Origin of the sequence: Mesorhizobium sp. M6A.T.Ce.TU.002.03.1.1 (genome assembly GCF_003997275.1) — a bacterium.
GTDB lineage: Bacteria > Pseudomonadota > Alphaproteobacteria > Rhizobiales > Rhizobiaceae > Mesorhizobium > Mesorhizobium mediterraneum.
Genome location: NZ_RZTI01000053.1, coordinates 15401 through 38006, shown reverse-complemented (window position 1 = coordinate 38006; position 22606 = coordinate 15401). Strand labels below are relative to the sequence as shown.

The 22606-nt window shown below is 62.7% G+C and carries 23 protein-coding genes and 1 pseudogene; 18 read left to right on the top strand and 6 right to left on the bottom strand.

The genetic code is table 11. From position 1 onward, the window contains the following. Positions 1-701, top strand: a 701-nt coding sequence (locus EOC93_RS17220) for a porin (protein WP_164759171.1), incomplete at its 5' end; no start/stop codon positions are given. Positions 702-946: 245 nt separating this feature from the next. Further along, positions 947-1990, top strand: a complete 1044-nt coding sequence (locus EOC93_RS17215) for a site-specific integrase (RefSeq protein ID WP_095483129.1) — start codon at positions 947-949, stop codon at positions 1988-1990. A gap of 48 nt (positions 1991-2038) precedes the next feature. On the opposite strand, the gene EOC93_RS17210 is transcribed toward EOC93_RS17215, so the two are convergent. Both EOC93_RS17210 and EOC93_RS17205 read right to left on the bottom strand, forming a co-directional pair. Further along, the gene (locus EOC93_RS17210) at positions 2039-2932 is read right to left on the bottom strand and encodes an alpha/beta hydrolase (protein ID WP_095483130.1); all 894 of its coding nucleotides are present in this window, start codon (positions 2930-2932) and stop codon (positions 2039-2041) included. 140 nt (positions 2933-3072) lie between these two features. Further along, positions 3073-5112 carry a lytic transglycosylase domain-containing protein gene (locus EOC93_RS17205; RefSeq protein ID WP_127205202.1) on the bottom strand — a complete coding sequence of 680 codons (2040 nt, stop codon included), beginning with the start codon at positions 5110-5112 and terminating at the stop codon, positions 3073-3075. A gap of 246 nt (positions 5113-5358) precedes the next feature. On the opposite strand from EOC93_RS17205, the gene dapA reads away from it, so the two are divergent. The 3 genes from dapA to EOC93_RS17190 all read left to right on the top strand — a co-directional run bounded on the left by dapA (position 5359) and on the right by EOC93_RS17190 (position 7727). Next, positions 5359-6240, top strand: coding sequence for a 4-hydroxy-tetrahydrodipicolinate synthase (gene dapA, locus EOC93_RS17200; protein WP_095483131.1), 882 nt, complete (start codon positions 5359-5361; stop codon positions 6238-6240). A gap of 247 nt (positions 6241-6487) precedes the next feature. Beyond that, complete coding sequence (gene smpB, locus EOC93_RS17195; RefSeq protein ID WP_023719895.1) at positions 6488-6967, top strand: SsrA-binding protein SmpB; 480 nt, start codon at positions 6488-6490, stop codon at positions 6965-6967. 16 nt (positions 6968-6983) lie between these two features. Beyond that, on the top strand, positions 6984-7727 hold the full coding sequence (locus tag EOC93_RS17190; protein ID WP_095483132.1) for a GH25 family lysozyme: 744 nt from the start codon (positions 6984-6986) through the stop codon (positions 7725-7727). Here the strand turns inward: EOC93_RS17190 and EOC93_RS17185 are convergent. Next, a complete protein-coding gene (locus EOC93_RS17185; RefSeq protein ID WP_164759170.1) occupies positions 7696-8358 on the bottom strand; it encodes a uracil-DNA glycosylase in 663 nt (220 codons plus the stop codon). The two genes, EOC93_RS17190 and EOC93_RS17185, sit on opposite strands and share 32 nt — an antisense overlap. Positions 8359-8369: 11 nt before the next feature. Next, entirely contained in the window at positions 8370-8951 is a 582-nt protein-coding gene (locus EOC93_RS17180) for an NYN domain-containing protein (protein ID WP_095483134.1), read from the bottom strand. Positions 8952-9271: 320 nt separating this feature from the next. Between EOC93_RS17180 and rpoZ the strand changes: the two genes are divergently transcribed. From rpoZ to EOC93_RS17115, 13 genes and pseudogenes are all read left to right on the top strand, one after another. Then, positions 9272-9673 carry a DNA-directed RNA polymerase subunit omega gene (gene rpoZ, locus EOC93_RS17175; protein WP_095483135.1) on the top strand — a complete coding sequence of 134 codons (402 nt, stop codon included), beginning with the start codon at positions 9272-9274 and terminating at the stop codon, positions 9671-9673. A gap of 111 nt (positions 9674-9784) precedes the next feature. After that, positions 9785-12013, top strand: a complete 2229-nt coding sequence (locus tag EOC93_RS17170) for a bifunctional (p)ppGpp synthetase/guanosine-3',5'-bis(diphosphate) 3'-pyrophosphohydrolase (RefSeq protein ID WP_127205201.1) — start codon at positions 9785-9787, stop codon at positions 12011-12013. A 46-nt stretch (positions 12014-12059) separates the two neighbouring features. Continuing rightward, entirely contained in the window at positions 12060-12638 is a 579-nt protein-coding gene (gene pyrE, locus EOC93_RS17165) for an orotate phosphoribosyltransferase (RefSeq protein ID WP_095483137.1), read from the top strand. Between the two features lie 13 nt (positions 12639-12651). Further along, positions 12652-13032, top strand: a complete 381-nt coding sequence (locus EOC93_RS17160; RefSeq protein WP_206072912.1) for a VOC family protein — start codon at positions 12652-12654, stop codon at positions 13030-13032. 264 nt (positions 13033-13296) lie between these two features. Then, positions 13297-13869: a DUF2062 domain-containing protein gene (locus EOC93_RS17155; RefSeq protein WP_095483139.1), complete on the top strand. Its 573-nt coding sequence runs from the start codon at positions 13297-13299 to the stop codon at positions 13867-13869. After that, positions 13866-14279 (top strand): holo-ACP synthase, encoded by a 414-nt coding sequence (gene acpS / locus EOC93_RS17150; RefSeq protein WP_127205200.1) that lies wholly within the window; start codon positions 13866-13868, stop codon positions 14277-14279. Before EOC93_RS17155 ends, acpS begins: the two co-directional genes overlap by 4 nt. 77 nt (positions 14280-14356) lie before the next feature. Beyond that, on the top strand, positions 14357-15106 hold the full coding sequence (gene lepB, locus EOC93_RS17145) for a signal peptidase I (protein ID WP_127205204.1): 750 nt from the start codon (positions 14357-14359) through the stop codon (positions 15104-15106). 4 nt (positions 15107-15110) lie between these two features. Continuing rightward, positions 15111-15836, top strand: coding sequence for a ribonuclease III (gene rnc / locus EOC93_RS17140; RefSeq protein WP_095483141.1), 726 nt, complete (start codon positions 15111-15113; stop codon positions 15834-15836). Further along, positions 15833-16765: a GTPase Era gene (gene era / locus EOC93_RS17135; RefSeq protein WP_095483142.1), complete on the top strand. Its 933-nt coding sequence runs from the start codon at positions 15833-15835 to the stop codon at positions 16763-16765. Before rnc ends, era begins: the two co-directional genes overlap by 4 nt. A gap of 42 nt (positions 16766-16807) precedes the next feature. Next, positions 16808-17673, top strand: a pseudogene (locus EOC93_RS17130) (aminoglycoside phosphotransferase family protein). A gap of 46 nt (positions 17674-17719) precedes the next feature. Next, complete coding sequence (recO, locus tag EOC93_RS17125) at positions 17720-18496, top strand: DNA repair protein RecO (protein WP_126107169.1); 777 nt, start codon at positions 17720-17722, stop codon at positions 18494-18496. Further along, positions 18493-19011: a PaaI family thioesterase gene (locus EOC93_RS17120; RefSeq protein ID WP_095483144.1), complete on the top strand. Its 519-nt coding sequence runs from the start codon at positions 18493-18495 to the stop codon at positions 19009-19011. Before recO ends, EOC93_RS17120 begins: the two co-directional genes overlap by 4 nt. A gap of 63 nt (positions 19012-19074) precedes the next feature. Further along, a complete protein-coding gene (locus EOC93_RS17115) occupies positions 19075-21813 on the top strand; it encodes a DUF2339 domain-containing protein (protein WP_095483145.1) in 2739 nt (912 codons plus the stop codon). 3 nt (positions 21814-21816) lie between these two features. Here EOC93_RS17115 and EOC93_RS17110 read toward each other — a convergent pair whose 3' ends face one another. Further along, positions 21817-22245, bottom strand: coding sequence for a type II toxin-antitoxin system VapC family toxin (locus EOC93_RS17110; RefSeq protein WP_095483146.1), 429 nt, complete (start codon positions 22243-22245; stop codon positions 21817-21819). Next, complete coding sequence (locus EOC93_RS17105) at positions 22235-22489, bottom strand: type II toxin-antitoxin system VapB family antitoxin (protein ID WP_126107168.1); 255 nt, start codon at positions 22487-22489, stop codon at positions 22235-22237. The genes EOC93_RS17110 and EOC93_RS17105 overlap by 11 nt, the downstream gene beginning before the upstream one ends. Positions 22490-22606: the final 117 nt, after the last annotated feature.

The following is a 22606-nucleotide window of genomic DNA, read 5'->3' as shown; positions in this document are numbered from 1 at the left end:
ACTTCGCCTGGATCCAGCTCGGTGGTCTGCGCGTCGGTAAGGACGAATCGGCCTTCGATACGTTCATCGGCTACGCCGGCAACGTCATGAACGATACGCTGGTTCCCTATGGCGGCTTCGACACCAATGTCGTCCAGTACTACTTCGATGCCGGCAACGGCTTCTCCGCCGTCGTCTCGCTCGAAGAAGGCTACGGCGACTTCACGATCGACAGCTACGTTCCGCATGTCGTCGGCGGCGTGAAGTGGACGCAGGGCTGGGGCGCGATCACCGGCGTCGTTGCTTACGACAGCAACTACGAAGAGGTGGCCGGTAAGGTTCGCCTTGACGTCACGCCGATGGAGAACCTGTCGCTGTTCATCATGGCCGGCTACGGCACGGACGACAACTACACGGATACGTCATATGTATTCGACGCCAACGGTCGCGGCATGTACAAGCTGTGGAGCGGCAATTGGGCAGTCTGGGGCGGTGGCACCTACACCATCAACGAGAAGACCTCGTTCAACACCCAGGTCTCGTATGACGAGGGCAAGAATCTCGGCGTCGTGGCGAACATCGCCTATGACATCGTCCCCGGCCTGACGATCACGGCGGAGGCCTCCTACTTCAGCTTAGGCGAGGATTCTGTCTCCAACTGGACCGGTGCGGACGACGACGACAGCTTTGGCGGCCAGCTCCGCTTCCAGCGCTCGTTCTAAGGGCTGGGCTTAAAACAAGTGAAATTCCAGCCCGGGCGCTTCAATGCCCGGGCTGTTTTGTTTCGTGACCTGGATCAAGGCAAACAGAAGGAACAGGGGGTAACGGTAGCTGAATAAGGTCCGTGGGAAGATTTCGTGGGATTCGTTGATGGCGGATGAAATCACAACTGCGTGATCAAAACTCTTGAAAGGACGCTCCCAGGCAGATAGGGCTGACCTATCCACTCCGGGGGTGTGGCAAGACAATGACAAACGAAGCGATTCAAGAGGGTGCTCCCTCTGACCATTTTTCGATGTTTTCTTCTCAAAACGCAAAAATAAAATACAGTTATAACAAGATCAGAGAAGTAAAGTCGTACAAGGTCGGGGAGCTGTTTTCAGCATACCGAGACATACTTTGGGATGATGGGCGGCATAAATACAATGTCAGCTCCTTCATCGGCGAAATAGACGAGATTCTCCTTGGGGAGCGTTTCAGCGCCTTTGACCAGAGTACCCTGGACAACCTTATCGGCACCTTGCGCCAGCGCGGCAACAGCAACGCAACCATCAATCGAAAGATGGCTGCTCTCAGCAAACTGCTGCGCAAGGCTCACAAGATGGGGGATATCCACAGCCTGCCCGAGTTCCGCCGCCAGAAGGAGCGGGCGGGACGGATTCGCTTCATCGAGCGGGATGAGGAAGCCCAGCTGTTCGCCGCCATAAAGAGACGCAGCGAGGACGCTTACCGGCTTTCGGTCTTTCTCGTCGACACCGGCTGTCGCCTCGGCGAGGCGCTGGGCTTGATCTGGAATGATATCCAGGAGCATCGCGTCAGCTTCTGGATCACCAAATCCGGCCGCAGCCGCACCATTCCACTCACTGCCCGGACCAAAGAGGTGATCAAGCTGCCGGTCACCGAGGGCCGTCGGCCCAAAGGTCCTTTCACCAAGCTCAGCCAGGCGCAGTTTCGCGCCATCTGGAACGATGCGAAGGCCGAGGTCGGTCTTGGCGCCGACGAACAGGTCGTGCCGCACATATTGCGCCACACCTGCGCCTCGCGTCTTGTCCAGGGCGGCATCGACATCAGGCGTGTGCAGATGTGGCTTGGCCACCAGACGCTTTCGATGACCATGCGTTACGCGCATCTTGCCACGAACGACCTCGACGGCTGCGTCGTCGTGCTGGAAACGCCTCGGTGCAATGGATCGGAGGCGGAAAGCCCTCTGTCTTCTGCGGAACCAAGGAGCGAGCCGGTCGCGGCGAAAGCCTCGTCCAAGGCGCCCCGGAAAAATTCGAAGTCCGCGTAAGCCAAATTCAAGTAAAAACCTCCAGGATCGAAGTCGATCCTGGAGGTTTTACTTTGAGCCGAATTGTTGTTCGGCCGTATCCAGAAAAGCGGCGATGGCGCCGGGCAGGCCGCCGGTCTCGAGGAAAGGCGCATGGCCCTGGTCCTCGACCGTGATCGTCTCGATACAAGGGTGACGCTTTCGCATCTGTTCGAGCGTCTCGGTGGACAGCAGCTTCGAATTGGCGCCGCGGATAGTGAGCATCGGCATGGCCGTCAGTGCCTCGAACTGTGGCCACAGTGCCGGCAACGGCTGGGTGAGATCGAGACCCGCCAGCGTGTCGACCAGCTTCGGGTCGAAATCCGGCACCAGCCCGTCATCCGTCTCTCGGTAGAGGGCCGATACCATGCGGTCCCAATCCGCCTCGGTCAGGGCTGGAAAGTCGCTGCCATGCGCGCCGCGCAGGGCGCCGACCGCCTCGGCATGGGTTTTCGGCTTTGGCGCGCGCTCGAGATAGGAGCGGATATGGGCGAGGCCGCCGGCCTCGACCACCGGGCCGATATCGTTGAGAACGATGGCCCTCAGGATGGTCGGTCGCATCGCGCCGAGCACATGAATGATCAGCCCGCCACGTGACGTGCCGATGAAGCCCGCTTCCTCGATATCAAGCGCCGCCAGCCCGGCGAGAACATCACCGGCCTCGACGCCGACATTGTAGTGGCCGATATCGGGGTCGTAGGCGGACTGCCCGCGCCCGCGATAGTCGAAGGCGACGATTTTGCGCGGATTTTTCGCTCGTCGCGACAGGTGCAGCGCCAGCTCATGAAAGTCGCGGCTATTGCGGGTGAGGCCGGGCAGGCAGACGACCGGCCAGCGTCCGGAGTTCGCTTCGCCGTAGATACGGGCGTGGAGTTGCAGCCCGTCCGGCGAAGCGTAGAAGAAGTCGGAAAAACCGCTCGACATTTGGACTCGATTCCTCGCCGTTGCCGGATCGTCCCGACTGCTACAGGCGAGGGCAGGTAGGGTCAAATCGACTTAGCCGTCGGCAGGACAGAGGGGGCGCGAAGGATCGCCAGCCTCTGGCTTAACCTGCCTTCCTTGGTTCAACTCCGCCCGTTCACCAGGTCGCCCACAATGTCGTATTTGCCGGAAATACGCATCTTGTAGACTTCGTAATTCTCCATCACGCGCTGGACGTAACTTCTTGTTTCCGTGTAGGGAATCCGTTCGATCCAGTCGACGACGGCGTCGATGTCCTTGCCGCGCGGGTCGCCGTATTTCGCCACCCACTGGGCGGCGCGGTTGGGGCCGGCATTGTAGCCGGCAAAGGTCAGCACGTAGGAGCCGTCGAAGCGGCCGAGCTGCTCGCCGAGGAAGGCGGCGCCCAGCGTCGCATTATAGCCGGCGTCGGTGGTCAGCCGCGCTTGCGAGAAAATCATTCCGGCCTTCTTTGCCAATTGCTTGGCGGTCCCCGGCATCAGCTGCAGCAGCCCGCGCGCGCCGGCGCTGGAGACGGCGCCGATGTTGAACTCGCTTTCCTGGCGGGCGATCGCATAGGCCAGCGCCTTGCCCGAGCCGGAAATGTTGGCGGTGTCGGGAATGACGCCGAGCGGATGCGACAGCGCGCCGACATCGATGCCGCGCGCGCCGGCGATCTTGCCGACTTTCAGCGCCAGGAAATGATTGCCCTGCTTTTCCGCCATCATGGCCAGCAGCGCCAGCTCTCCGGGACTGCTTAACTGTCCGGCGAGGTCGCGGTAAAGCGTGTCGGCATAGCGCTCATAGCCCGCCTCCTGCAGCCGCCTGATGGCGCTGACAGCTTCGCGGCCGGCGAAATTGCGGCGGTCGGTGGTATCAGGCGAGGGATAGGCGATGTTGAGCACCTGCCGGCCGACGCGCTCGCCGGCGAGTTGGCCGTAGAACGTCGTGCCATAGGCGGCGGCACGGGTGAAATGATCCTTCGCATTGCCGGGACCACCGACTTCGGCTGCACGGCCGAGCCAATAATAGGCGCGCGACAGCGATATCGGCCCCTGAGTGAGATCGGCGATCCGCGCGAAATGCTTGGCAGCGGTATTGGGGTCGTTGAGGCCGCGCAGCGCGTACCAGCCGGCATGGAACTCCGCATCCGCCGCATTGGCGGCACTTTCGGCGGCATGTGCTGCTACGATCCTGTAGGCGGTCTTCATGTCGCCCTGGTCGACCAGTTCGCGCGACAATACTCGACGCTCGGCCCACCAGGCATCCGGGTCGGCCAGCGCGTTGCGGTCGCTCGGCGCCTTCATCACCATTGCGACGGCGTCGGAAAGCTTGTCTTGCTTGCGCAGATATTGGGCTTGCGCAAAGAAATAGCCGGCCGAACGCTGCGCGGCGGGCACGGCCTTCAGCAGTTTGGCCGCGTTCTTGTCGCCCTTGGCCGCCGCCGCCCAGGCGTCGGCCAGTTGCTGGGCGTCGGCAAGGCCGGCGACGCGCAGCGCGGAATTGACCCGGTCGGCATAGAACATGCGCTCCATGCGGAAGCGGTGGTCGGCTGCGGGGATCAGCTTGCCGAATTCCTGGATGATGTCAGCTTCGTCCTTGGCTTCCAGTTTTTCGGTGCGCCAGAAAGGCGACAGCACCGAGCGCGCCGCCTTGACGTCGCCCCGCGACACATACGAGCGGGCGAGGATCACCACGCCCTCGACTGTTTGCGGCTGGCTGCCGCCGAATGCCTGCACCACGATCTCAGGCGCGGGGTTCTCGCGATAGAGCGCGCGCTCGCTGTTCTTGCGCAAGGCGATCATGCCCGGCCAGTTCGGCAACATCTTCGCAGCATCGGCGATGTCGCCGCTTGGCACCTTGTCGCCGCCATAGAGCGCGATCGCCCAGGCAAGGATGTGCCGGTCGAGCGACTTGACCGGCAGAGCCTCGCGCACTTGACGCGCTCCGGCAACGTCGTTTGCCGCCAGCGCGTCAAGGCCGCTCTTCAGCCTGGCGACGCTGGCGGATGGGGATCTCGTATCCTGCAGGCCCGTACCCTGCAGGTGGGGCATCGGAATGGCCGACGTGACCTGCACATCGATCTTGCCGGCGGCCACGCCGCTCGGCATCAGCAGGAGGATTGCGCCAAGCAGCGCAAAAAAATGAGGCTGCTTGGTCGGCATGGTCTTCATCATTTCCTGTCTACACATTACCAACAGGCACAGATCAACTGAAGCCTAGTTGGCTGCTATGAAGAGGCCGTAAACAAAGCGCTACCAAGGTCGTTCAAATTGCGCTTGCTGGCACTACTGCCATGCTTGCCGCGCAACGGTGTCGAGACTATGGTGCGCCGCTTCGCTTTCGGCTAGAAGGCGCGCACGACAAACCCGAGAAGTCAAAACCCGAGAAGTCCCAAGGAGTTGGACGACATGCTGAGAGGCTCGCTTACCGCGCTCGTGACACCGTTCGAAAAGAGCGGTCGTTTCGACGAGAAAGCCTTTCGCGCCCTCGTTGCCTGGCAGATCGCCGAAGGCACGACCGGTTTGGTTCCTGTCGGCACGACAGGCGAGTCGCCGACCCTGTCGCATGACGAGCACCGCCACGTCGTCAAGGTGTGCATCGAGGTGGCCAAAGGCCGCGCTCCGGTCGTCGCCGGCGCCGGCTCCAACAACACCGAAGAGGCGGTTGGCCTGGTGCAATATGCCGAGAAGGCGGGCGCCGACGCGGCACTGGTCGTCACGCCTTATTACAACAGGCCGACGCAGCGCGGCCTCTATGAACATTTCGCCGCCGTCGCCAGGGCGACCAGTCTGCCGATCATCATCTACAACATCCCGCCGCGCTCGGTGATCGACATGATGCCCGAGACGATGGGCCGGTTGGCTCACGACTTCAAGAATATCGTCGGCGTCAAGGACGCCACCGGCAAGGTCGAGCGGGTTTCCGAGCAGCGTGCGACCTGTGGCAAGGATTTCATCCAGCTTTCGGGCGAGGATGCCTCGGCGCTCGGCTTCAACGCCCATGGCGGCGTCGGTTGCATCTCGGTGACGTCGAATGTCGCACCTAGGCTGTGCGCCGAATTCCAGGAGGCGACGCTTTCCGGCGACGGCGCCAAGGCGCTGGATTTGCAGGACCGCCTGCTGCCGCTGCACAAGGCGATCTTCATTGAACCCGGCGTGTCCGGCGCGAAATATGCGCTGTCGAAGCTCGGCAAGGTCGAGAACGTGCTGCGCTCACCGCTGGTCACCGTCGAGCAGTCGACCGCCGAAAAGATCGATGCGGCCATGAAGCACGCCGGCTTGATTAATTAGCGAGCCCGTTTGGAAATTCTACTCCTGCGGCCATCTGAAGGCGTCACCTGCGCTTCCGGTGCTCACGTACTATATGTACGCTCCGCTCCGGGTCTCGCATGGCCCCGAAAGCGTTCGCTTTCGGAAAAGGACCATGCGCAAAGTCAGACTTCTAGAGCGTCCTTTGCGCGTTTGAAAAACGCGCGGCGCTCTAGTGCCACCATCATCTGACTCGCAGGAGCGAGTTTCGAAACGGACTCTAGACGTCATGAATCAAGTCAGAAAAGCCGATCCCAACAACAAGACCGTTGCGGAAAACCGCAAGGCACGGTTTTCCTATGAGGTGCTCGACACGATCGAGGCCGGCCTGGTGCTGACCGGCACCGAGGTGAAGTCGCTGCGCCAGGGCCAGGCCAACATCCAGGACAGTTACGCCTCGGTCGAGGGCGGTGAGATCTGGCTGATCAACTCCTATTTGCCAGAATATCTGCAGGCCAACCGCTTCAACCACGAGCCACGCCGGCGCCGCAAGCTGCTGCTCAACAAACGCGAGATGGCCAAGCTGTCGCAGAGCGTCGATCGCGAAGGCATGACGCTGGTGCCGCTAAAAATCTACTTCAACGACCAGGGCCGGGCCAAAGTGCTGCTCGCCGTTGGTCGCGGCAAGAAACTGCACGACAAGCGCGAGACCGAAAAGCAGCGCGACTGGTCGCGCGAGAAAGGCCGGTTGCTGAAGGAGCGTGGGTAGGCTGGGAACCACTCTTTTGAAGAACCGGATCGTTCTTTGGGGTGCGGCCAGCCTGATCCTCGTGTGCGTCGTCGCGGCCGTCGGCTATTTCTACTTCCAGACGTTTTCTCCGGACCGAAGCAAATATCCGGTCAGAGGTATCGACGTTTCCCATCATCAGCGGCAGATCGACTGGCGCCGTGTTGCCGCCGACGATGTCGCCTTCGCCGTCATCAAGGCGACCGAGGGCGGCGACCATGTCGACGACGCCTTCGCCGCCAATCTGCGTGAGGCGCGTGCGGCCGGGCTGGCGGTCGGTGCCTACCATTTCTTCACCTTCTGCAGGCCTGGCGCCGATCAGGCGCGCAATTTCATCTCCGTCGTGCCGCGCGATCAATCGCTGCTGCCGCCGGTGGTGGACATAGAATTTGTCGGCAATTGTCCGCGGCGGCCATCGCCCGAAGAATTGAATGTCGAACTCTCGGCTTTCCTGCGCCCTGTCGAGGCAGCTTTCGGCAAGACAGCGATCCTCTATGTGACCGACGAGGCTGCGCGGGTCTATGCCGGTCAGATCGTCGGCCGACCGCACTGGGTTCGTTCGCTGGCGCTGTGGCCAGGTCATGACGACTGGATCTATTGGCAGTACCACGACAGGGGTCGCGTCGACGGCATCAGTGGCGATGTCGATCTGAATGTCCTTCAGGGCGGGCAGGAGAAATTGGCCGAGCTGTTTGCGCCACCGCCCGAATCTATCTCTCCAGAAACGCGGCTATATCACTGAACACGTTGACGAACATCGTTTCCGTCAGCACGCCGGTGTTGGTGTTGTAGCGCGAGCAATGATAGCTGGAGAACAGCGTGACGCCATTGGTTTGCTGCTGTCCGCCGTGGCGGAAGGGATAAGCGGCAACACGCCCACCCAGCGCCCGCACGGTCGACTGGTGCGCGATCGAGCCCAGCGCCAGCACGGCGCGCAGGTTTTTAAACCGCGCGATCGTCGGCACCAGGAACGTCCGGCAGGTGGCAATCTCGGCGCCGACCGGCTTGTTGTCCGGTGGCACGCAGCGCACCGCATTGGTGATCGCCGTGCCGACAAGCTCCAGCCCGTCATCGGGCCGCGCCTTGAATTGGCCGCGCGCAAAGCCGTGCGCGATCAGCGTGTTGTAGAGCAGGTCGCCGGCGTAGTCGCCGGTGAAGGGACGCCCCGTCCTGTTCGCCCCACGCAGGCCTGGCGCCAGCCCGACGATCAACAGTTTAACGGCATCCTCGCCCTCGGGCGGCAGGAAGGTCGGCACCGGCGCATTGAACCAGGACGGCTCGCGCTGCCGCCATTGCGCGATAAAATCATGCAGCCGCGGGCAGAGCGGGCAGTCGCGATCAGGCTCGGGGGATGCGACCAAGGGAGCGGTCAAGACCGCCGCCGTCAATAGTCGTCCTCGTCGACTTCGGCCGGCTCGGGCCGGCGCACCGGCCGCTCGGACGGATCGCGGCCGACCTCGCTCTTCAGCGTCATCAGGTCGATGAAATGGTCCGCCTGGCGGCGCAGATCGTCGGAAATCATCGGCGGCTGTGAAGCCATGGTGGAGACGATCGAGACCTTGCGCCCGCGCCGCTGCAGCGCCTCGACCAGCGTGCGGAAATCGCCGTCGCCGGAAAAGATGACATAGTGGTCGACGACATCGGCAAGTTCCAGCGCATCGACCGTCAGCTCGATGTCCATATTGCCCTTGATCTTGCGGCGGCCGGTCGAGTCGGTGAACTCCTTGGCCGGCTTGGTCACCACCTTGAAGCCGTTATAGTCGAGCCAGTCGATCAGCGGCCGGATCGAGGAATATTCCTGATCCTCGACCAGCGCGGTGTAGTAGTAAGCACGCAGCAGGTAGCCGCGCTTCTGGAAGCTCGACAAAAGCTTGCGGTAGTCGATGTCGAAGCCGAGCGCGCGCGACGTGGCGTAAAGATTGGCTCCGTCGATGAAAAGAGCGATTTTTTCACGAGGGTCGAACATGGAAAATATTCCTTTTCGAAAATAAGCGGCCGTCTAAATGCGCGTGACTATCGGTCGGCTTGAAATAACCGGCTGACCTTCGTCATTCGAGATAACGCCGGTTTTACGGCAATCCAAGGATATGATGCTGCATAGCAAGCAATTGTGATCGGTGCCGTATCGTCGCAGGCGACGCGCGCCCAGACCACGCCTTGGCCGGCCCCGGACTTGACCCGGACCTGGCCCCGGACTGATATTGCCAAAAAGCTTGTATTTTGGCGGCGTTCAGGTTATGGACCGCGCCTGTTTTCCATTAAATCCAGGCATGAAAGGGGCAGCTCATGGCCCGCGTAACCGTTGAAGATTGCATCGACAAGGTCGACAACCGCTTCGAGCTCGTGCTCCTGGCCGGCCACCGTGCCCGTCAGATCAGCCAGGGCGCGCAGATCACCGTTCCTCGCGACAACGACAAGAATCCGGTCATCGCGCTGCGCGAGATCGCCGAAGAGACGCTGTCGCCCGACGATCTCAAGGAAGACCTGATCCACTCGCTGCAGAAGCATGTCGAGGTCGATGAGCCGGAAGCCGATGGCGAGGCGATCGCCGACCAGACCGGTGCCGCCGCTGTGGCTACCGATGCCGACGACACCGAGGACAACATCACCTTCGACCGCATGACCGAGGAAGACCTCCTGGCCGGCATCGAAGGTCTGGTACCGCCGGAAAAAAGCGACGATTATTAATCTTCGCAACGACTGCCGACACTTTCGCGTCGGCGGTTTCGTGGTTATCTATGACATGCGCCGTACGCCAGTGCGGCGCATGATTCATTTCAGCACTGCGAGATCCCGCCCATGATGCGTCAGTATGAGCTTGTCGAGCGCGTCCAGCGCTACAAGCCTGACGTCAACGAGGCGCTGCTCAACAAGGCCTATGTCTACGCCATGCAGAAGCATGGCCACCAGAAGCGTGCCTCCGGCGACCCTTATTTCTCGCATCCGCTCGAAGTCGCCGCCATCCTCACCGAAATGCACATGGATGAGGCGACCATCGCGGTTGCGCTGCTGCACGACACGATCGAGGACACCACGGCGACCAGGGCCGAGATCGACGAGCTGTTCGGTCCGGAAATGGGCAAGCTGGTCGAAGGCCTGACCAAGCTGAAGAAACTCGACCTCGTCTCCAAGAAGGCCGAGCAGGCGGAAAACCTGCGCAAGCTCTTGCTGGCGATCTCGGAAGACGTTCGCGTGCTGCTGGTCAAGCTTGCCGACCGCTTGCACAACATGCGCACGCTCGACCATGTGCCTGAAGCCAAGCGCCTGCGCATCGCCGAGGAAACGATGGATATCTATGCGCCGCTGGCCGGGCGCATGGGCATGCAAGGCATGCGCGAGGAACTCGAGGAGATCGCCTTCCGCTTCATCAATCCGGAAGCCTACCGCGCTGTCACCGCGCGGCTCGCCGAAATCTTCGAGCGCAACAAGGATGTGCTGTCCGAGATCGAGAAGGCGCTGTCCGCGCTGTTCGAGAAATATGCGATCAAGGCCGAGGTCAAGAGCCGCCAGAAGAAGCCGTGGTCGGTGTTCCGCAAGATGGAAGCCAAGGCGCTGTCCTTCGAGCAACTGTCCGACATTTTCGGCTTTCGCGTCGTCGTCGATACCGTCGAGGACTGCTACCGGGCGCTCGGCGCCATCCATACGACATGGTCGATGGTGCCAGGCCGCTTCAAGGACTACATCTCGACGCCGAAGCAGAACGACTACCGTTCGATCCACACCACCATCGTCGGGCCGTCGCGCCAGCGCGTCGAGCTGCAGATCCGCACCTACCAGATGAACAAGATCGCCGAATATGGCGTTGCCGCGCATTCGATCTACAAGGACAGCGGCGGCAAGGTGAACGGCACCGCCCATGCGATCTCGAAGGAGACCAACGCCTATGCCTGGCTGCGGCGCACCATCGAGCAGCTTGCCGAAGGCGACAATCCCGAGGACTTCCTCGAAAACACCAAGCTGGAACTGTTCCAAGACCAGGTATTCTGCTTCACGCCCAAGGGCATGCTGATCGCGCTGCCGCGCGGCGCCACGCCGATCGATTTCGCCTACGCCGTGCACACCGATGTTGGCGACACCTGCGTCGGTGCCAAGGTAAACGGCCGCATCATGCCGCTGATGACCGAACTGAAGAATGGCGACGAGGTCGAGATCATCCGTTCCAAGGCGCAGGTGCCGCCGGCGGCGTGGGAATCGGTCGTCGTCACCGGCAAGGCGCGCTCGGCGATCCGCCGCGCCACCAAGAATGCCATCCGCAAGCAATATTCGGGTCTCGGCATCCGCATACTGGAACGCGCCTTCGAGCGGTCCGGGAAGACCTTTACCAAGGAGAGCCTGAAGTCGGTGCTGCATCGGCTGGCGCGCAAGGACACCGAGGATGTGCTGGCTTCGGTCGGCCGCGGCGAACTTGCTTCCACCGATGTCATGAAAGCGGTGTTTCCCGACTACAAGGACGAGCGCGTCACGCTGGCCGCGCCCAAGCAGCGCGAGGAGGGCTGGTCGAAGATCCGCAACGCCGCCGGAATGCTGTTCCAGATTCCGGGACGCGCGGCACGCAAGGATAAGGACCAGCCAAGGGACGGCGCCGTGCCGATCCGTGGCGTGCGCGGCGACCTGCCGGTGCGCTTCGCGCCGGAAGGTGCTGTGCCCGGCGACCGCATCGTCGGCATCGTGCAGCCGGGAACCGGCATCACGATCTATCCGATCCAGTCGCCGGCGCTGCAGGCTTTCGACGACCAGCCCGAACGATGGATCGACGTGCGCTGGGACATAGACGAGCGCACCAAGGAGCGGTTTCCGGCGCGCGTCTCGGTCACCGCCATCAACGCGCCGGGCTCGCTGGCCGACATCGCGCAGGTCGTTGCATCCAACGATGCCAACATCCATACATTGTCGATGGTGCGCACCGCGCCTGATTTCACTGAAATGCTGATTGATCTCGAAGTCTGGGATCTGAAGCACCTGAACCGGCTGCTGTCGCAGCTCAAGGACAATTCGAGCGTCAGCGATGCAAGGCGCGTGAACGGCTAAAAATCACTAGCGTGCTGGAGACAAGCGTGTTGGAGACAGGGCAGAGATGAACACCGACGAAGTGCTGGGCATTTTCCGTGAAGCCGGTGCCGTTTTGGAAGGGCATTTCATCCTGACGTCGGGTTTGCGAAGCCCGGTCTTCCTGCAGAAGGCACGGGTCTTCATGCATGCCGACAAGACCGAGCGCCTGTGCAAGGCGCTGGCCGAAAAGATCCGCGCAGCTGTGTCCGGCAAGATCGACTATGTCGTCGGCCCGGCGATCGGCGGGCTGATCCCGGCCTACGAGACTTCGCGCCATCTTGGCGCACCGGCGATCTGGGTCGAGCGGGAAGGGGGCGAGTTCAGGCTCCGCCGCTTCGAGATCGCCAAGGGTTCGCGCGTCGTCATCGTCGAGGACATCGTCACCACCGGACTGTCGATCCGCGAGACCATCGATTGCCTGCGCGCGCTTGGCGCCGAGGTCGTTGCCGCCGCCTGCATCATCGACCGCTCGGCCGGCAAGACCGATGTCGGCGTGCCGTTGATAGCGCTCGCCGAATATGAGGTTCCGGCCTATCCAGCCGATAGCCTGCCGCCCGAGCTCGCCGCCATTCCGGCGATCAAGCCGGGCAGCCGCAACATATAACGGAGGCGCTGCCGTGATCGCCGGCATCGATCATTTCGTGCTGACGGTTCGCTCCGTCGATGACACCTGCGCCTTTTATCAGCGCGTGCTCGGGTTCAGGCGTCTCGACACACCGAACCTGCCGACGGCACTGCTTTTCGGAACGCAGAAGATCAACGTGCATGAGGTAGGGCGCACCTTCGAGCCCAAGGCGAAAGCGCCGACTCCGGGCACCGCAGATTTCTGCCTGGTCGCCGCCCGTCCGCTCGCCGAGATATGCGCCAGTCTGGAGGCCAATGGCGTTGCCGTCGAAGTCGGGCCGGTCGAGCGGATCGGCGCCCGTGGCCCGATGATGTCGGTCTATTTCCGCGACCCGGACGGCAACCTCGTCGAGGTCAGCGACTATGGGCTGTAGATAGCTTGCGGGTTGCTGCTGATCTCCGCGCCGAACTCGCCTCCTCAAATCCGCCGCGATTGTACTGTGTTCGAAACGGCGAAACGCCGGCGCCGCAAGGTCGCTGCAAGCGGGCGCCCGACGAGTTCCGGTTGTTCTGCGGCCGGCGTATCGCTATATCAAGGTCGTTGTTGCCTTTCGACGGCCGCAAAGCGCAAGATGTGGCTGTCACGCCCGGCCCGGGATGGTCAGAGCGGCAGCTTTGGATATCAGGACAGGAACAGAGTGCTTTTTCGACGCCGCAATCCTGATGGTTTTCTCGAGCGGGTGCGTACCTATCTGTGGCCACGCCGCTCTTTCTCGCGTTCGCTGCGATACTTTTCCAAGCGCATCCTGCGGCTGAAGGCCACTCCGCACGCCGTGGCCGCCGGTGTCGCGGCGGGCGTGTTCGCATCATTCTTTCCGCTCGGCTTTCACTTCATCATCGCCTTTGCCGTCTCTTGGCTAATCGCCGGGAATCTGGTCGCGGCAGCGCTCGGCACGGTTGTCGGCAATCCGCTGACCTTCCCGCTGCTGTGGGGCGCGTCGTGGGAGACCGGCAAGCTGGTCCTGCACGAGCGCCTGCCGGCGCATGGGCCGCCCGCGCATCTCGGCGAGATGCTGCACAATCTTTCGTTTTCGCAATTGTGGGGACCGGTGCTGAAACCGATGACCGTCGGCGCCGTGCCGCTTGGCCTGATCTTCGGCCTCTTGTTCTACGGCATCACGCGCTGGGGCATGGCCACCTTCCGCGAACAGCGGCGCATGCGCCTGGCGGACAGAGCTGGAACGGCCGGACGGGAAGTTCCTGCCGAATGATCATTGGCATCGGCAGCGACCTGATCGATATCAGACGCATCGAAAAATCGCTGGAGCGCCATGGCCAGCGCTTCATTCAGCGCATCTACACCGAGGTCGAACAGGCCCGCTCCGAAAGTCGCGGCGCCCGCGCCGCCTCCTATGCCAAGCGTTTCGCCGCCAAGGAAGCCTGCGCCAAGGCGCTGGGCACCGGTATGGCGCAAGGTGTTTTCTGGCGCGATATGGGCGTCGTCAACCTGGCCAGTGGCAAGCCGACCATGGCACTGACCGGCGGGGCGGCGGCGCAACTGGACAAAATCCTGCCTGAACGGCACAGGGCGGCAATCCATCTCACCATCACCGACGACTTTCCGCTTGCTCAAGCCTTTGTGATCATCGAGGCGTTGCCCGTCGAAGAAGCGCCATATTGATTGCATCTGACCACCGGCATGACGTTGCCCAGCGCGCGCCGAGCCCCTATACCAACCAACGCATAATCGAGGACGACATGAGCGTGGCTGAAAAATCCCAGAAGAAATCCGGCGGGCTTGGCGAAACCGTCAGCGTCATCGTCCAGGCGCTTTTGCTCGCTCTGGTCATCCGCACGCTCCTTTTTCAGCCATTTTCTATCCCGTCCGGGTCGATGCGGCCGACCTTGCTCGAAGGCGACTATCTCTTCGTCACCAAATGGTCCTATGGCTTCTCCCGCTATTCGCTGCCGTTCGGGCCGGACCTCTTTTCGGGCCGCATCTGGGGCGCCGAGCCGAAGCGCGGCGACGTGGCGGTGTTCAAGTTCCCGCCGGACCCCTCCGTCGACTACATCAAGCGCGTCGTCGGCCTGCCGGGGGACAAGATCCAGGTCAAGGCCGGCCAGCTCTTCATCAACGGCGTTGGCGTGCCGCGCCAGAAGGTCGGGCAGATCGACAATCGCGACATCACCGAGGAGAGCGGGCCGGTCGACGTCTATCGTGAGACTTTGCCGAACGGCGTCAGCTATGACACGCTCGACCTGACGCCGAACTCGATCGGCGACAACACCCGCGAATTCGACGTGCCGCCCGGCCACTATTTTATGATGGGCGACAACAGGGACAATTCGTCGGACAGCCGCTTCACCGTCGGTTTTGTGCCCGACGAGAACCTGGTCGGCCGCGCCAACCTCATCTTCTTCTCGATCGGTGGCAGCGCCAGCCCGCTCGAAATCTGGAAATGGCCGTCGCTGATGCGCGCGTCGCGCCTGCTCCATTTCGTCAATTAGGATCATGGCCGCGACAAAACGGTTGACCGCGGACGCGCTCGCCAAAGCGCTCATGGAGCGCACAGGCCACGCCTTTGCCGACCACCAGCGCTTGCAGCGTGCGCTGACCCATGCCAGCGCCCGCAGCAGCCATGCCGGCATCGACTATGAGCGTTTCGAATTCCTGGGTGACCGCGTCCTCGGCCTGGTCGTCGCCGACATGCTGCTGGCGGCGTATCCGGACGCTGCCGAGGGTGAGCTTTCGCTCAGGCTCAATGCGCTGGTCAATGCCGAGGCGCTGGCGGAGATCGCCGAGGAGATCGGCCTGCCGGAGCTGATCCGTGCCGGCTCGGACGTGCGCGGCCTCGACGGACGCAAGCGCGTCAATCTACGCGCCGATGCGCTGGAATCGCTGATCGCCGTGCTCTATCTCGACGGCGGGCTGGAGGCAGCCAGCGCCTTCATCCACAAATACTGGCGGCCGCGCTCGCAGGCCATCGGTGCCGCCCGCCGCGATGCCAAGACCGAACTGCAGGAATGGGCGCATCAGGCGGCAGGCGCCGTGCCGGTCTACATAATTGACAGCCGCGAGGGACCGGACCACGATCCGCTGTTCACCATCAGCGTCAAGGTCGGCGCCTATCCGCCGGCGACCGGCAGTGGGCGCTCCAAGCGCGAGGCCGAGCAGGCCGCCGCCACCGCACTGCTGTTGCGCGAAGGCATCTGGCTAAATAAGGGGAGCGCGGCATGACCGCCACCGACGACGTCCCGCCGGCAACAGAAGCCGCCGTCACACACTCCGGCTTCGTCGCGCTGATCGGCGCGCCCAATGCGGGAAAATCGACGCTGGTCAACCAGCTGGTCGGCGCCAAGGTGTCGATCGTCACCCACAAGGTGCAGACGACGCGCGCCATCGTGCGCGGCATCGCCATCCACAACAACGCACAGATAGTTTTCGTCGACACGCCGGGCATTTTCAAGCCGAAGCGGCGATTGGACACGGCAATGGTGACGACCGCCTGGGGCGGCGCCAAGGACGCCGATATCGTGCTGTTGCTGATCGACGCCGAGCGCGGCATCAGGGGCGACGCCGACGCCATCCTCGAACGGCTGAAGGATGTCCGCCAGCCGATGGTGCTGATCCTCAACAAGGTCGACCGGGTCAAGCCCGAGGCGCTGCTGGCCCTGTCCGCGGCAGCCAACGAAAAGGTGCCCTTCAAGCGCACCTTCATGGTCTCGGCGCTAACTGGGTCGGGCTGCAAGGACCTGCTCGACTATCTCTCGGAAACCCTGCCTGCCGGCCCCTGGTATTACCCGGAAGACCAGATCTCCGATCTGCCGATGCGACAGCTGGCGGCCGAGATCACCCGCGAAAAGCTCTATCTCAGGCTGCATCAGGAACTGCCCTATTCTTCCCACATCGAAACCGAGAAATGGGAAGAGAAGAAGGACGGCTCGGTGCGCATCGACCAGACCATCTATGTCGAGCGTGACAGCCAGAAGAAGATCGTCCTCGGCCACAAGGGCGAGACGATCCGTGCCATCGGCCAGGCGGCACGCATGGAGATATCAGGTATCCTCGAACAGAAGGTGCACCTTTTCCTGTTCGTCAAGGTGCGCGAGAACTGGGGCGACGACCCCGAGCGCTACCGCGAGATGGGGCTGGAGTTTCCGCATTAGAGCATGTTCCCGAAAAGTGGGAACCGGTTTTCGAAAAAGATCATGCTCAAGCAAGAAGTCACTATCGACACAGCTCTGGTGAGCCGGCTGGTCGCCACCCAATTTCCCCGCTGGAAGGATCTTGCCGTCAGGCCGGTTGCATCAGGCGGATGGGACAACAGGACCTTTCATCTCGGAGACGATATGCTCGTGAGGCTGCCGAGCGCGGCGGCCTATTCCTTGCAAGTGGAAAAGGAACATCGCTGGTTGCCAAGGCTTGCGCCTCTTCTGCCGCTGCCTGTCCCGGTTCCCCTGGCGATGGGAACCCCGGCCGACAACTATCCCTGGCATTGGTCCGTCTACCGCTGGATCGAAGGCCGCAATTCGCGGCCAGCCTGGCCCAGTTCCTGGTCGCCCTGCAACGGATCGATCCCGCCGGCGGACCGGCGCCAGGGCAGCACAACTTTTTTCGAGGCGGACCACTGAGCGTCTATGACGGTGAAACCCGGCAAGCCATTGCAGCCCTCGGCGGCAAGATCGACATACGTGCCGCGAGCAAGGTGTGGGAAGCGGCGCTTGCCGCGACTTGGCACGGCGCGCCCGTCTGGTTCCACGGTGACGTCAGTTGGGGAAACCTGTTGGTCAGGCAAGGCAGCTTGAGCGCCGTGATCGACTTCGGGACTTCCGGCGTGGGCGATCCCTCGTGCGATTTGGCGATTGCGTGGACACTATTCGAAGGGAAAAGCCGAGAGGTGTTTCGCGCGGGTCTTCAGGCCGATGAGGCAACCTGGGCGCGAGGCCGTGGTTGGGCGCTATGGAAAGCGCTGATCACGGTCGCTGGACATATAGACATCAATCCAGTCGAAGTTGAAAAGTCGCGACGCGTGATCGATGAAGTGCTTGCCGACCACCAGCGCGCGGACGGCTGAAAGCCTAATCTTGATTTCGCCACCGAAGCGGTGACAAGCTCCGTTCATGGAATGGCGCGACGAGGGAATCATTCTCGGCACCCGCAAGCATGGCGAAACCAGTGCCATTCTTGAGGTCATGACGCGTGCGCATGGCCGCCACCTCGGCCTCGTGCGCGGTGGCCGCTCGCGCAAGCAACAGCCCGTTCTGCAGCCCGGCAACCGTGTCGACCTTTTGTGGCGGGCGCGGCTTGACGAGCATCTCGGCACCTTCCAGGCCGAGGCCATCGAGATGAATGCCGCCCGTCTCATCGACAGCGCCGTCGCCATCTATGGGCTGCAGACCATGGCCGCGCATCTGCGCCTATTGCCCGAGCGCGACGCCCATGGCGGCCTCTACGAGACGCTGGCCGTGATGATCGCCCACCTCGACGATGCGGATGTCGCCGGCGAGCTGGTGGCGCGCTTCGAGCTGCTGGTTCTCGACGAGCTCGGTTTCGGCCTCGATCTCAGCCAGTGTGCCGCGACCGGCACCAGGCAGAACCTTGCCTATGTCTCGCCGAAATCCGGGCGTGCCGTGTCGCGCGCGGCAGGCGCGCCATGGCGCGATAAGATGCTGGTGCTCCCCGCCTTCCTGCAGCGCGGCTCCGGCCTGCGCGCCGATCCGGCGGCGATCGAGGACGCCTTCCGACTGACCGGCTTCTTTTTTACCCGCCATGTCTACGAGCCGCGCGGCATAGAGGCTCCCGGCGCCCGCGCCGGCTTCCTCGCCGCCTTGCGCAAGCACCACGCGCCCGGCAAGACCCTGATCGAAGAACCCGCCGCCGGAGAAATCACCAGATGAGCGAAGTGGAGCTCTATCCCGGCCGGGTCTCGCCGCTCGGCCTCGGCACCATTCCGCACGGCGACATTCTCGAGTATACCGGCCTGGAATTGCTCCAGCGCATCATCGACAACAAATACCCGGCGCCGCCGATTTCCTTCCAGCTCAGTTTCGACCTGACCGAAGTGTCGGAAGGACGTGCGGTGTTCCGCGGCATGCCGAACGAGCGCTATCTCAACCCGCTGGGTGGGGTGCATGGCGGCTGGGCCGCGACGCTGCTGGATTCGGCTCTTGCCTGTGCGGTGCAAACGCTGCTCGACAAGGGCGAGGCCTATACGACGGCGGAGTTCAAGGTGAACCTGACACGGCCGATCACGCCGAGGACCGGCGAAGTGGTGTGCGAGGGCAGGGTGGTGCACAAGGGCCGCACCCTAGCGGTCTCGGAAGCGACGCTGAAGGATGCCAACGGCAAGCTGCTGGCTTTCGGCACCGAAACATGCTCGATCTTTCCGGCCGCCAATCTGGCGGCGCGCTGACCCGGCCGGCCGTCTGGCCGCCGCATTTGTCAGTAATTACTGGCCTGGTTTGGGGGAACCGCCATGTTCGAAAGCCTGATCGGCCTAGTCGCGATCATCGCGCTGTTCGTCATTATCTCGCGCCAGCAGAGCCGCATCGGCCTGATCGAGCGCGAGCTTGGTGCGCTGCGCAGCCTCGTGCTTTCGGGCGCGCATGTGGCCCCGCCGCAGCCCAAGCCGGTAGAACAGGCCGCAAACGACAGCAAGCCAGCGGGCGCGGCAGTTGCGGCAGTGACCGACATTGCCCCGCCATCGGCGGGCGAGGCTGAGGGAAAGCCGTCCACAGAGGTTGAAGCCGGCGAGACTGCATCCGGACCGTGGGCTGCGGGCGAAGCGGCGCCGGCTGGATCTGCACCTGCGCAACCGGCCGCAGCGACGGCGAAAGCGGCTCAAAAACCCGACATTGAAACGGCGCTCGGCACCCGCTGGGCAGTCTGGGTCGGCGGCATCGCGCTGGCGCTGGGTGGCTTGTTCCTGATCCGCTACACCATTGAGGCGGGTATCTTCGGTCCCGGCGTGCGGCTGAGCATGGCAGCAATGCTCGGGCTGGTGCTGGTTGCCGTCGGCGAGTTCATCCGCCGTACCGGCTTCAGGGTGCCGGTGCAGGGCGTCGCCGGCGCCTACATTCCGGCGATCCTGACAGCGGCCGGTGCTTTCATCCTGTTCGGCACGGTTTATGCCGCGCATGGCGTTTACGGCTTCATCGGGCCGGCGCTTGCTTTCACGCTGCTCGGCGCCATCGGTGTGGCGACCATCGCAGCCGCCCTCATCCACGGCCAGGCGCTGGCCGGCATCGGCCTGCTCGGCGCGGTGGTGACGCCGATGTTGGTCGCTTCGCAGGCGCCCAATCCCTGGGCGCTGTTCGGCTATCTCGCGATCGTGCTAGCCGCCACCAGCGTCATCGCCCGCCTGCGCGACTGGAAATTGTTGATGGCGGCAGCGTTCGTCGGCACTGGCCTCTGGACCGTTCTCTACATGACCGATGCGCCGGGCGCCAACCTGCCTGTCATCCTCTTTATCAATGCGGTGACCTTGGCCGTGCTTGCCTTCGTCTGGCTCGGCCGTCGCGGTGGCGAAGCTGAACCCGCGGGGGGCTTCGACTGGCCGTCGATCGCACCGGGCTTCTTCGTCGGCCTTTCGGCGATGGCGCTGTTCGTCGACCCGGCATACGCTGCCAGCGATGCTCTGCCGGGAGCAGCCCTTATCACAGCCCTGGTCGCGGTGGCGCTCTATAGGCCGCTGGCGCTGGCGCTTCTGCATGCCGCAGGGCTGGCGACGGTGCTGGTCTATCTCGGCATCATTCCGCCAACCTCGATTGCTTCAGACCTTTCCGGCGGCCTGGGTGTCGATGGTCTGACGGCGGCAATATCCGATACGCTGATGCTCAGGATCGGCATCGCACTCGGGCTTGTCTTCATCGGTGCCGGCTTCTGGGCGGCGCGCAGATTTGCAGCATCGGCTCACATCCGCGCCGCCTCATGGGCGGCATGGGGCGTTATCGCACCGCTGGTCATTTTGTTGGCGCTCTGGTTCACTTTCGGCAATCTCGACCGCGATCTTGCCTACGCGGCGGTAGCAGCCCTTCTGGTCGTGGTCTTCGCCGTCGGCGGCGAGTGGATCGCGCGCGGTGAAGAGCCGCCGCTGCAGGGCGGGGCGGCCGTCTCGTTCGCGCTTGGCGGAGCAGCAGTCGCCGCCTTGCTGATGCTCTACATGGCCTTCGGATCCGGCTGGACCACCATCCTTCTGGGTGCCGCGGCCATCTTGCCGGCACTGGCCACCCGCTGGCGCGCCTATCCGGTGCTCGGCTGGATTTCGGTTGGCGCGGTCATCGCGGTGCTCGGCCGTGTCGCCTTCGATCCGACAATCGTCGGCGCCGAATTCCTGTCGACGACGCCGGTGTTCAACTGGCTGCTGCCGGGATACGGCGTGCCGGCGCTCGCCTTCGGCTTTGCCGCCTGGCAACTCGCTCGCACCACCAATGGCCAGCCGCGCCTTGCCATGGAAGCGGGCGCCGCGCTGTTTGCGCTGCTCACAGTTGCCATTCTGGTGCGCCATGCCATGCATGGCGGCGTCATCGACACAGGGGCTGCGACGCTCGCCGAACAGGCGATCTACACGTTGATCGCCATCGGCGCCGGCGCCATCCTGGTCGCCATCGACATGCGCTCGCCAAGCTCGGTGCTGCGCTATGGTTCGCTTGCCGCGGGCGTGGTCTCGGTCGCCTTCATCGTCGTCCAGCATTTCCTGGCGCTGAACCCGCTGTTCACTGACGAATCGACCGGCCGAATCCCTGTGTTCAACCTCCTGTTCCTCGCCTATCTCTTGCCGGCGTTCGCTGCCGGTGGCCTCGCGCTCTATACCAGAGACAAGCGGCCGAAATGGTACGCCGCGATGCTGGCTCTGGTGGCGGCTCTGCTTGCATTCACCTATGCGACGCTGTCGGTGAGGCGACTGTTCAAGGGCGAGTTCATCGGCCTGTGGAGCGGCCTCGGCCAGCTCGAAACCTACACCTATTCCGCACTGTGGCTGATCATCGGCGTGGCGCTGCTCACCGCCGGCGTCTGGCTGAAGTCGCAGGTGCTGCGCGTCGCGTCGGCCGCGCTGATCTCGGTCGCCGTGCTGAAAGTCTTCCTCTTCGACATGTCGGAGCTCGAAGGCGTGCTGAGGGCGCTGTCCTTTATCGGCCTCGGCGCGGTCCTGATCGGTATCGGCCTGTTCTACCAGCGGCTGCTGACGCGCGCGGCCAAATCCGAACCCGGATAGTATTCAGGCAAGATCGGTCTGCAAGAAACCATTGCCCTTGTAGAGCAGGGGTACCCGGTAGGCCTTGGCACATGCATAGCTGAAGCAGTCGCCGAAGTTCAGCTTGGCGGGATGGCCGACATATCGACCGTAGTCGCGGGCGGCTTTGACTGCGAGTTCGCGAATGGCGGTATCCAGCGGAACTTCCACGGCCTTGAGTTCGGCCAGGAAGCCAATGACAATCGTTTGGCATTGATCGATCAGAGCAGGCGGTGTCGGAGCTTGATCGCCACTTTCAGCTACAGATTTTCTGCGGGCTATCCCCAGGATCGCTTCAAACGCGGAACTCGGCGAGAAATAAAGCGTCTCGGCGGTTTCAATCCTTCTCAGCAGACGATCCGCATCTGCCTCTCTCAAAATCAGCGCAATAATGACGGAAGCATCAAGAAACATCGGGTTCCCCCCAAGCCTCGTCCATGAATTTCTTCATATCGAAGGTGGGGTCATCGGGACCAAGTGCGCTCGCGGCATCCTGATATTTTTTGATACGCTCACTCAGCGGAAGGACAGAGTTCGCTCGTTCAAGCTCGCGCTTGAGAGCGATCCGCACTGCTTCAGTCTTCGTGCGGGCCCTAATGGCGGACTGTAACTGACGAGCAAGGGCGTCAACCTCGTTATCGCGGATGTACAGTGACATATTCGATTTCTCCGGACGTATATTCCAAGTCGAATATACCAAATATATAGCTTCGAATATACATCCTTCAGGGTGCGCTTTCAACCTCAGGCTTCTCATTCATGGCGCACGGTGCCT

Bases quoted from the DNA above. Each gene is read 5' to 3' on its own strand.
- lepB (WP_127205204.1), top strand. From the start codon at position 14,357: ATGAGCGTGGCTGAAAAATCCCAGAAGAAATCCGGCGGGCTTGGCGAA.
- era (WP_095483142.1), top strand. From the start codon at position 15,833: ATGACCGCCACCGACGACGTCCCGCCGGCAACAGAAGCCGCCGTCACA.
- EOC93_RS17115 (WP_095483145.1), top strand. From the start codon at position 19,075: ATGTTCGAAAGCCTGATCGGCCTAGTCGCGATCATCGCGCTGTTCGTC.
- acpS (WP_127205200.1), top strand. From the start codon at position 13,866: ATGATCATTGGCATCGGCAGCGACCTGATCGATATCAGACGCATCGAA.
- recO (WP_126107169.1), top strand. From the start codon at position 17,720: ATGGAATGGCGCGACGAGGGAATCATTCTCGGCACCCGCAAGCATGGC.
- EOC93_RS17215 (WP_095483129.1), top strand. From the start codon at position 947: ATGACAAACGAAGCGATTCAAGAGGGTGCTCCCTCTGACCATTTTTCG.
- dapA (WP_095483131.1), top strand. From the start codon at position 5,359: ATGCTGAGAGGCTCGCTTACCGCGCTCGTGACACCGTTCGAAAAGAGC.
- EOC93_RS17210 (WP_095483130.1), bottom strand. From the start codon at position 2,932: ATGTCGAGCGGTTTTTCCGACTTCTTCTACGCTTCGCCGGACGGGCTG.
- EOC93_RS17170 (WP_127205201.1), top strand. From the start codon at position 9,785: ATGATGCGTCAGTATGAGCTTGTCGAGCGCGTCCAGCGCTACAAGCCT.
- pyrE (WP_095483137.1), top strand. From the start codon at position 12,060: ATGAACACCGACGAAGTGCTGGGCATTTTCCGTGAAGCCGGTGCCGTT.
- EOC93_RS17105 (WP_126107168.1), bottom strand. From the start codon at position 22,489: ATGTCACTGTACATCCGCGATAACGAGGTTGACGCCCTTGCTCGTCAG.
- EOC93_RS17205 (WP_127205202.1), bottom strand. From the start codon at position 5,112: ATGCCGACCAAGCAGCCTCATTTTTTTGCGCTGCTTGGCGCAATCCTC.
- rpoZ (WP_095483135.1), top strand. From the start codon at position 9,272: ATGGCCCGCGTAACCGTTGAAGATTGCATCGACAAGGTCGACAACCGC.
- rnc (WP_095483141.1), top strand. From the start codon at position 15,111: ATGGCCGCGACAAAACGGTTGACCGCGGACGCGCTCGCCAAAGCGCTC.
- EOC93_RS17120 (WP_095483144.1), top strand. From the start codon at position 18,493: ATGAGCGAAGTGGAGCTCTATCCCGGCCGGGTCTCGCCGCTCGGCCTC.
- EOC93_RS17110 (WP_095483146.1), bottom strand. From the start codon at position 22,245: ATGTTTCTTGATGCTTCCGTCATTATTGCGCTGATTTTGAGAGAGGCA.
- EOC93_RS17180 (WP_095483134.1), bottom strand. From the start codon at position 8,951: ATGTTCGACCCTCGTGAAAAAATCGCTCTTTTCATCGACGGAGCCAAT.
- smpB (WP_023719895.1), top strand. From the start codon at position 6,488: ATGAATCAAGTCAGAAAAGCCGATCCCAACAACAAGACCGTTGCGGAA.